The 8,887-nt window shown below is 40.4% G+C and carries 8 protein-coding genes, 1 tRNA gene and 1 pseudogene; 6 read left to right on the top strand and 4 right to left on the bottom strand.

The annotated features are described in order from the left end of the window. Positions 1-38 precede the first annotated feature (38 nt). Both FD729_RS04325 and FD729_RS05315 read left to right on the top strand, forming a co-directional pair. Positions 39-115 (top strand) — tRNA-Asp (locus tag FD729_RS04325). 138 nt (positions 116-253) lie between these two features. Beyond that, a pseudogene (locus FD729_RS05315) lies at positions 254-346 on the top strand (EEP domain-containing protein); the annotation flags it as partial. On the opposite strand, the gene mobA reads toward FD729_RS05315, so the two are convergent. Together mobA and gloB are read right to left on the bottom strand one after the other, a co-directional pair. After that, positions 336-908: a molybdenum cofactor guanylyltransferase MobA gene (gene mobA, locus FD729_RS04315; RefSeq protein ID WP_159932058.1), complete on the bottom strand. Its 573-nt coding sequence runs from the start codon at positions 906-908 to the stop codon at positions 336-338. The pseudogene FD729_RS05315 and the gene mobA sit on opposite strands and share 11 nt — an antisense overlap. Before the next feature lie 1,025 nt (positions 909-1,933). Next, entirely contained in the window at positions 1,934-2,689 is a 756-nt protein-coding gene (gene gloB / locus FD729_RS04310; RefSeq protein WP_159932057.1) for a hydroxyacylglutathione hydrolase, read from the bottom strand. A gap of 41 nt (positions 2,690-2,730) precedes the next feature. Here gloB and FD729_RS04305 point away from each other — a divergent pair, with 41 nt between their 5' ends. Continuing rightward, the gene (locus FD729_RS04305; protein ID WP_159932056.1) at positions 2,731-3,474 is read left to right on the top strand and encodes a class I SAM-dependent methyltransferase; all 744 of its coding nucleotides are present in this window, start codon (positions 2,731-2,733) and stop codon (positions 3,472-3,474) included. On the opposite strand, the gene rnhA is transcribed toward FD729_RS04305, so the two are convergent. Then, entirely contained in the window at positions 3,456-3,923 is a 468-nt protein-coding gene (gene rnhA / locus FD729_RS04300) for a ribonuclease HI (RefSeq protein WP_159932055.1), read from the bottom strand. The two genes, FD729_RS04305 and rnhA, sit on opposite strands and share 19 nt — an antisense overlap. Before the next feature lie 53 nt (positions 3,924-3,976). On the opposite strand from rnhA, the gene dnaQ reads away from it, so the two are divergent. Next, positions 3,977-4,708 (top strand): DNA polymerase III subunit epsilon, encoded by a 732-nt coding sequence (gene dnaQ / locus FD729_RS04295; protein ID WP_159932054.1) that lies wholly within the window; start codon positions 3,977-3,979, stop codon positions 4,706-4,708. Positions 4,709-4,862: 154 nt separating this feature from the next. Here dnaQ and FD729_RS04290 read toward each other — a convergent pair whose 3' ends face one another. Further along, positions 4,863-6,350: an NCS1 family nucleobase:cation symporter-1 gene (locus FD729_RS04290; protein WP_159932053.1), complete on the bottom strand. Its 1,488-nt coding sequence runs from the start codon at positions 6,348-6,350 to the stop codon at positions 4,863-4,865. A 648-nt stretch (positions 6,351-6,998) separates the two neighbouring features. Here FD729_RS04290 and FD729_RS04285 point away from each other — a divergent pair. Together FD729_RS04285 and puuE are read left to right on the top strand one after the other, a co-directional pair. Further along, positions 6,999-7,730: an aspartate/glutamate racemase family protein gene (locus tag FD729_RS04285; protein WP_159932052.1), complete on the top strand. Its 732-nt coding sequence runs from the start codon at positions 6,999-7,001 to the stop codon at positions 7,728-7,730. Positions 7,731-7,764: 34 nt separating this feature from the next. Then, positions 7,765-8,724, top strand: coding sequence for an allantoinase PuuE (puuE, locus tag FD729_RS04280; RefSeq protein ID WP_159932051.1), 960 nt, complete (start codon positions 7,765-7,767; stop codon positions 8,722-8,724). Positions 8,725-8,887: the final 163 nt, after the last annotated feature.

Genomic DNA, 8,887 nt, shown 5'->3' with positions numbered 1-8,887 from the left:
CGTTATTAGTCATAATCTTACGCGATATCGTGTTCGGTGGTGCGGTAGTTCAGTCGGTTAGAATACCGGCCTGTCACGCCGGGGGTCGCGGGTTCGAGTCCCGTCCGCACCGCCACCCTCCTTTATATGTACCCACTAAAAGGATAAGCCCTGGCTTATTGAAGTTAAGGCTTATCCTTTACATCAAGAAATTGAAATCCAAACTAAAAATCTTTATAAGTTACAACAGCTGCTAAAAACATTGAGTCAAAGAGTGCAAAAAAAAACTTATGCAGTGAGATATGTCGCTGGACAACCAGTAGAGCAAATCTTTCCACCGAGTGCGATGTATTATATTAATAGTTCTCCTCGTAGATTAGATCGGCAAGTGTATTAAAGTTGCGAAAAGCCGTTTCATCTTGGACTAATGTAACGGCATGACCACATTGTTCAAATAAAAACTGTATTACGCATCGATTTCCATGTTGCAAATAATGATCAAGTGGTTTTGCTAGACTGCGATGTAATAAAGCCTGCACAGGATGATCACGTTCTATTGAACGTGCCCAGACGGCAGGCGCTTCTTCTTTTTGTCTCCATAGCTGCTGTACGTAATCAATAGGTACAAATGGAGTATCGCAGGGACAGAAAGCCACCCACTCTGTTTTTGCTGTTAGTAGCCCGCTCAGCATCCCCGCTAACGGACCACGGTAATCTGGAAATGTATCATGAATCACTACATAACCACCTGACTGATATCTATCAAAATTACGATTAGCACTTATCATAATAATATTCACTTGCGGTTTTAGACGTTGCAAAACTAGCTGATAAAGAGGAATACCATGGAATGGTATTAGTCCCTTGTCTTGACCACCCATACGATACCCTTGTCCACCGGAGAGAATAATGCCGGTTATCGCTGTCATATCGATACCCTCTAGCGTACAACTTAAAATAAATATTATATTTTACAAAAATAAAAAAGATTATTTATTATTTGAGAAGATAATAGAGTTTTTTATATCCATAGCGGTGATGTATTATGTGAGAATAAAAAGATGAAGTATCATGCTATTATTTAACAGTCTTTATAAGGAACTAAAATATATTTTTTCTAAATTTCTAATATGATTAGGGAGATAATAGAGTATTCGATATATTACGTAGCCATTTCCTACAAGTTATTATTACTTATGCATATAATATGTCTATGCTTACGTCGTCCTAGTGTTATGGTAACCAGTCTAGCTATAAAATCGACTATCAATAGTACCTTATTTATAGTTTTATTGACATAATCAATAGCATCAAGTACAGCGATACCCTAAGTGTTTTGATGGTATTTAGATATAAATATACCTCATGTTATTAGCCGCTATATTAAGTCATATGATTTTAAGATGAATAGTAATGCCAGAAATCAATTAGTTCCCCGCGAAGTTTATTTTGTTTTATACCTAGATTTTTTTTATTTTTAAGGATCTACAGGATGACTGCTACAGTGTTAATAAATGAAGTGACTATGAGTTAAAAGTACTCTTCACTATGGGCATTAGTATCAGTTCCATCGATATTTCATATTTTTTATCTATTCGATTAGATAGTAAATATACAGTACCATTCTTCTTTACATGTTGTTGGAGATAGCTTTGCTGTTTGTTTTCTAGTATTATTATTTTTTTAATGTATGAGTAATAATCAAAAAATTGTTATCTTCTTCCTGCTCTCGTAGCAAAAATATTTGCTTACTATTATTTCCGTAGTTACTTGAACTATCTAAAAATTCACTCTAGGGATATTATATCAAGTATATTAGCGTGATTTAGTGATACCGAAACCCTCTTAACAAGATCAGAGGTAAATAATATCGCTTTATTCTTCATTTATGTTAATGGTTTAACAAAACGCGTAACTGTACTGATCTCCCTTGTTTATGATGCACCCTGCAAAATTAGAAACGGTCTTTCTTATTACGCAGAGCCGCAAAAATATCCCACATATACTTAACAGGTAGTTCTATATCTAAAGCTTTTCTCAAATCACTATATTGTGTGCGGAGGAATAAATTTATTTTACGTTCGTACGCTAATTTTGTCGGTACACTAATAAGATTTTTAGCACGTAATTTTTTAGTTTTTAGATATGCAGCCTTAATTTGTGAATCATAAGGCAGAATAGCTGATGCAAACTCTAAATTAGGTAAACTATATTCATGAGCACAACAAATTAGAGTATCATCAGGAAGACGGTTAATCTTTTGAAAAGATTTATACATTTGTTCAGCTGTGCCTTCAATAAGGCGCCCACATCCACCTGAAAACATCGTATCTCCACAGAAAAGATAAGGCGGACTGTAATATGAAATATGTTCTAAAGTATGGCCTGGAGTATGTAGAACACTAAAATTTAAGTCTAGGACAGATACAGTATCTTTTTCGCCGACAATGAGAGTCGCACCCTTATCTTTTGTTTCCTCAGGTCCATAAACTACCGTATCCGGAAACTTTTCAAGCAGTTTGTTAACACCATTAACATGATCATAATGATGATGTGTCAAAAAAATTGCAGCTAGTTTCCAGCCATTTGTATAGATTTTTTCCAGCACGGGTTGTGCTTCACCGGGATCAATAATTAAGCAATTACCTGTGTTGTCATTTAGTGTCCATATGTAATTATCCTGTAAGGAAGGAATGCTGTTAAGATTCATAATCACCTCTTGCAGGCTGTTAAAAGGAATATGTAAAAAGCATGAAGCCAGCAAAAGAAAGCCAAATTCTGGCTGTACCGCACTCATGGAGTAATATGCCATGGGGAGACTATTTCCGTGACGCATTGACTCAACAACTACAGCCTTTTCTTGTAAAGATTTATGGTTGTCATATGCTTAAGCTTGGAGAGCTTAGTACAGAAATCAATACTGAGCAGTGCGCTATTTCACATCAAGTAAATGTTGGCATAAACGGTAAGAGACTCCAGGTACTAGCGCAACCAACGCAGCTACCTTTTGAATCAAAATCTTTTGATGCTTGTTTATTAGCTCATACACTAACGTGGAGCCACGATCCGCATCGTGTTTTACGAGAAGTGGATCGCGTACTTATCGATGATGGTTGGATGATGATCAGTGGATTTCATCCCTTTTCTTTACTAGGTCTTGGCAAAGTAGTACCAGGGATACAGTGTAAAGCACCATGGAACGGAAGAATGTTCAGCCAGGTGCGCTTACTCGATTGGTTGCGTCTGCTCAACTATGAAGTGGTTTACCGGACGCGATTTCAGGTTGTGCCATGGTCCTGTCAGGACGGTAAAATTATCAACACTCATCTTCCTACGCTGGGTTGTTTGAATATTATCGTAGCGCGTAAACGCACTTTTCCGTTAATACCCACAAAAGTGAAGAAAGCTTTTACTAAAGTTCAGCTACGACCAGTGGTAAATGCTACGCGACAGTTTTTTGTTCATGAAGATAAGGATCAAGATTTAATCGAATAACCTATGTCTTCTAGTTGTGGACAAGCTGCAGCACTGCGTGCAAGTTCATCACAGCGTTCGTTTTCTGAGTGCCCTGAGTGGCCCTTTACCCATTCCCACTGGATTCCATGCACAGTGAGTGCGTTGTCAAGACGCTGCCAAAGATCAACGTTTTTTACGTTCTTCCGTTCAATGGTCCTCCACCCGCGTTTTTTCCAATTATGGATCCAGCTACTAATACCCTGATGCATATACTGGCTATCAGTACTTAGCACAATATGGCAAGGTTCTTTTAACGTTTCTAAGACTACAATAGCTGCCATTAGCTCCATACGGTTATTAGTAGTGAAACGATAACCAGCGCTAAATGATTTTTCATATTTCTCATAGCGCAAAATAGCCCCGTAGCCACCGGGACCAGGGTTGCCGAGGCAGGAACCATCAGTGAATATTTCTACTTGCTTACGCATTTATAGTAGACTCCCTTCTCATAAAATACTAAGTCTGACACAAAACAAATCATATGAGCACTGAAAATAACCTCCAAATCGTACTAGATACTGAAACCACTGGAATGAACATGATGGGTGTTCACTATGAAGGGCACCGTATTATTGAAATTGGTGCGGTTGAGATGGTAAATCGTCGCCCGACCGGTAATAACTTCCATGTATATCTACGGCCTAACCGGCTAGTGGAACCAGAAGCATTCGGTGTCCATGGTATTGCAGATGAGTTTCTAGCCGATAAACCAACGTTTGCTGAAATAGCGGACGAATTCCTTGAATATATTAGTGGAGCTGAACTCGTGATCCATAATGCCTCGTTTGATATTGGTTTTATGAATTATGAGTTTTCCATGCTGGAGCGCGGTATTGGGAGAACTGAAAATTTCTGCCATGTTACTGATAGCCTGGCTTTGGCACGCAAAATATTCCCTGGTAAACGAAATAGCTTAGATGTACTCTGTTCACGTTATAAGATAGATAGCAGCAAACGTACTCTGCACGGTGCATTGCTTGACGCAGAAATCCTAGCAGAAGTTTTCTTAGCGATGACGGGCGGTCAAACGGCACTTGCCTTTTCGATGGCAAGAGAAAATATCCAGCACACTAAAGGTGATAATATTCAACGCATTACGCATTATGCCTCTCCACTACGCGTAATATCTGCGACGGATGAAGAAATAATAGAGCATGAATTGAATCTGAATCTAGTGATGAAGAAAGGTGGTAGTTGTCTTTGGCGTAGCTAAACCGTAAAATTTTATGCCGTAAAAAGATTTGTAGTGGTAAGTTATTTAATAGCTCATTAGTTAATATACTACTGCTCCTCGTTCTCACGGGGAGCACAAAATAATAAGATGGTTTAGTCAACTAATTAGAATAACCTGATCTTATTTGCTAAAATTAGTATTTTATACCTCTTACGGTGAAAGTTTGTGTGTTAATTTCGCGCTCGGCGCGAGCTAAATAGCAATAGCACCCACCACTCACTACCGCACCAATAAACCAGCTGAAGTTAGCAACTTCATGCAGAAATGGCATAAAACTTATAATAAGGCCGATAGTGACAGATGGCAGTAATGCAGCAATCGCTTTTGGATTAAAACCTCCGCTATACCAATAACGTCCTTTTGGTGTAGAATCGAATAGATCGTCGATACTGACATAACCACGTTTGATAAAATAAAAATCTGCTAATAAGATGCTGAACAACGGCCCGATAAAGGCGCCTAGGACATCTAATGTATAGTGAATGAGTTCTGGTGACTGAAACAAATGCCAAGGGGTGATGAGCACTGAACCAACTGCTGCGATCATTCCGCCAGTCCGAAAACTAATTTTCTGAGGTGAGCAGTTAGAAAAATCAAATGCTGGTGATACAAAATTGGCCACAATATTGATACCGATTGTCGAAGTAATGATGGTCAATAACCCTATTGCTACAGCTAGATTATTACCGATCATACTAATAGTTTCGATCGGATCGGTGATCATTTTGCCGAACAGAGACTGAGTTCCTGAAACAATCACTATCGTTACTATTGAGAAAAGTAAAAAATTAAAAGGTAAACCCCAACGATTACCACGACGGATCTCACTCATACTTTTAACATAACGTGAAAAGTCTCCGAAATTAAGCAATGGTCCAGAGAAATAAGAGACTACTAGGGCGGTGGCAGTAATCATTTGCCAACTCTGTTCCCCTACAGTTAGAGACTTATTTGTTAGAGTAAAAGAAATAACATCAAGACCAGTGTTATATATAATCCAACTTGCCAGCGCTACCATTACCACATAAACGGCAGGGCCAGCGATATCAATAAAAAGCTTAATAGTGCTCATTCCGTGCCAGAACAATGTTCCCTGTAAAAACCATAATAAGATGAAACAATACCATCCAAGTTGTGATAGGCCGAGCCAAATGGCGTGCGTCATCGATATCAGCGATGGAAAAAATTTCAGCAACACAAGCATTAGCGCGTTGGCAGCCAAATAAGTTTGGATGCCATACCAAGTGAAAGCTATAAGCGCACGTATTACAGCTGGAATATTTGCACCAAAAACTCCAAATGCTTGTCTACAAATCACCGCATACGGTACACCCGCCATCTGACTCGGCTTTGCCACTAGATTTGCGCAAAGCTGTACTATACAAATCCCTGCCAGTAGACAAATTAGCACCTGCCAGCTCGCTAAACCAAGCGTAAAGAAGCTGGCAGCAACGACATAGCCACCGATGCTGTGCACATCCGACATCCAGAAAGAAAAGATGTTATACCATGTCCAGTTCTGATAGAGCGTCGGCGCAAGATCATCATTTGTCAGGCGTGGACAGTAGCAAGCACGGGTTTCAATGGTTAACTTAGAAGATCTTTTAAATTGGTTAGGCATGAAACCTTCTCCTCTTAACAAAATTTACGGTTCGTAGAGAGATTTCACTTACTGCAGGAATCAGGCCAGAATTAAAATTCTGTATACAAAAATATATAATCATGTACATATATACAGATATAAAATGATGTGAGGGATCCAGACAGAAGAAAGGCACATGGCCAGAACACAGACACTGATCTTAATGATCCAGATGAAATTATCTATAAGGCATTCGTTAATGAGGTTTCTTGTTGAACATCAGTTGCTACAAGGTAGTAAATTGCCAGAATAAGTATGAGCCAAGGTCTTCAGCATGCGTCGTACCTGTATCCGCAAAGCACTACAACGCTTCGCCAAGGTGCAGATGGTTATTCTTTTGCACAGACCTGGTGCACAGGGTTATCACTCATGTCATAGCCTATTGTAGAAGAAGTACGCGACAGACGCACGCATGAGGTGATTAAATACGCTAATTTATACGTCCTGTACCTAGAACATCTTTAGTCTCTATATTTGGTGGAGTTCACGCAGCAGTATCTCGGATATTTTGTAGAATTAACCCAACCGATGCAGCATCACTGAACCCATATTGTTTTTTTCAGCACGTACTTCGAACACAGTGGTAAATTTCTCAAGGCTATTTCCCCTTCATAGAGAGGTAATATCATGAGTTTAATTCAAGTGATCAACCCCAACACTAGCTTGGCGATGACCGAAATTATCGGTGCATCAGCACGTGCAGTCGCCGCTCCAGGCACTGAGATTATTGTTGTTCCATCATCCCAAGGCGTACCCTCTATTGAAGGCCACTTCGACGAAGTGATCGCCGCAGTTGTCGTGCTGGAACATGTGAAGCGTGGCAAGGAACAGGGTGTCTGCGGACATGTAATCGCCTGTTTTGGTGACCCTGGTCTGTTGGCTGCGCGCGAACTGGCAAGCGGACCAGTAATTGGCATCGCTGAGGCTGCAATGCATACCGCAACACTAGTAGCAACACGTTTTTCTATTGTGACTACTCTTCCTCGCACGTTGCTTATTGTACGGCATTTGCTGCAACAGTATGGGTTCATCCACCATTGTGCTGCGCTACATTCTATTGATTTACCTGTACTGGCACTAGAAGATAGTTCAGGCATCGCGCAGGAGAAAGTACGTCAGTGCTGCTTGCAGGCAAAAAATCAGGACGGTTGCGGTGCAATTATATTGGGCTGTGGAGGTATGGCTATGCTGGCGCCCGAATTAAGCCAAGATCTTGGAATACCGGTTATCGATGGAGTCAGCGCGGCGGTGAAGATAGTTGAAGCACTGGTATCGCTTGGCTTGGGCACCAGTAAACATGGAGATCTTGCATGGCCAATCACCAAACCTCTCTCAGGAATGTTTCAACATCTTGGCTAACGGAAATGTGTCTTAAGGTTACAGGAAGTTGTCAATGGATATTGCAGAAAAAACAAAGTACAGTTTCAATAAGAATTATCCACGCGATCTAAGGGGATATGGCGCTACGCCACCCCATGCATCCTGGCCAAATCAGGCACGAGTAGCAGTGCAATTCGTTCTCAACTATGAAGAGGGCGCGGAAAATAATGTGCTGCACGGTGATGCTGGCTCCGAACAGTTTCTATCTGACATTATTGGGGTAGACAGTTATCCCAATCGCCATATGTCGATGGAGTCCCTTTATGAATATGGTTCACGCGCTGGTTTTTGGCGTATTCATCGAGAATTTCAAAACCGTATGTTACCGCTGACAATTTTCGGTGTAGCAATGGCGCTAGCTCGAAACCCAGAAATTGTGGAGGCGATTAAACAGGCGGGCCACGACGTAGTAAGCCATGGCTGGCGCTGGATCCACTATCAGAAGATTGACGTAAAGACCGAGAAAAAACATATGCAGCAGGCAGTAGATATACTTACTGAACTGTTCGGTAAATCACCAACTGGTTGGTATACAGGGAGAGATAGTCCGAATACGCGACGCCTAGTGGTTGAGCAAGGTGGGTTCAGCTACGACAGCGACTATTATGGCGACGATCTCCCATTCTGGACTCATGTTACCTGCTATGATGGTACTACTGTAAAGCCACACTTAATCGTTCCCTACACACTGGACTGCAATGATATGCGCTTCGCTACACCTCAGGGATTTAACACTGCCGAACAATTTTTCACCTATTTGCAAGATACTTTTGATGTACTGTACGAAGAGGGAAAAACCCAGCCGAAGATGATGTCGGTTGGTATGCACTGTCGGTTGCTAGGAAGACCTGGAAAATTTAAAGCTTTACAAAAATTTCTCGATTATATTAATCACTACAATAACGTTTGGATCTGTACTCGTCAGCAAATTGCTGATCACTGGATTAACACGCATCCTGCACCACAAAGATAATATTTTCGACTATATCAGTTTGTTTACGCAACTACACTTAGGTCGCCAAGTATTAGATTATATCTGATAGAAGACTAGAACTTGCATCATGATAAATTAAAGTGTAATAATTTATTAAAAATAATTAATAATCAAATGAATAAAATAGTACTTATTGTGTCTC

Source organism: Pantoea sp. Nvir, assembly GCF_009829915.1.
Lineage (GTDB): Bacteria > Pseudomonadota > Gammaproteobacteria > Enterobacterales > Enterobacteriaceae > Pantoea.
Note: the sequence above shows the minus strand (reverse complement) of the source record. Positions and strands in the feature narration are given on the sequence as shown.

What these genes read in the sequence shown, in the direction of transcription:
- FD729_RS04290 (WP_159932053.1), bottom strand. Translation starts at nt 6,350, where the DNA reads ATGCCTAACCAATTTAAAAGATCTTCTAAGTTAACCATTGAAACCCGT.
- rnhA (WP_159932055.1), bottom strand. Translation starts at nt 3,923, where the DNA reads ATGCGTAAGCAAGTAGAAATATTCACTGATGGTTCCTGCCTCGGCAAC.
- mobA (WP_159932058.1), bottom strand. Translation starts at nt 908, where the DNA reads ATGACAGCGATAACCGGCATTATTCTCTCCGGTGGACAAGGGTATCGT.
- gloB (WP_159932057.1), bottom strand. Translation starts at nt 2,689, where the DNA reads ATGAATCTTAACAGCATTCCTTCCTTACAGGATAATTACATATGGACA.
- puuE (WP_159932051.1), top strand. Translation starts at nt 7,765, where the DNA reads ATGGATATTGCAGAAAAAACAAAGTACAGTTTCAATAAGAATTATCCA.
- FD729_RS04285 (WP_159932052.1), top strand. Translation starts at nt 6,999, where the DNA reads ATGAGTTTAATTCAAGTGATCAACCCCAACACTAGCTTGGCGATGACC.
- FD729_RS04305 (WP_159932056.1), top strand. Translation starts at nt 2,731, where the DNA reads ATGAAGCCAGCAAAAGAAAGCCAAATTCTGGCTGTACCGCACTCATGG.
- dnaQ (WP_159932054.1), top strand. Translation starts at nt 3,977, where the DNA reads ATGAGCACTGAAAATAACCTCCAAATCGTACTAGATACTGAAACCACT.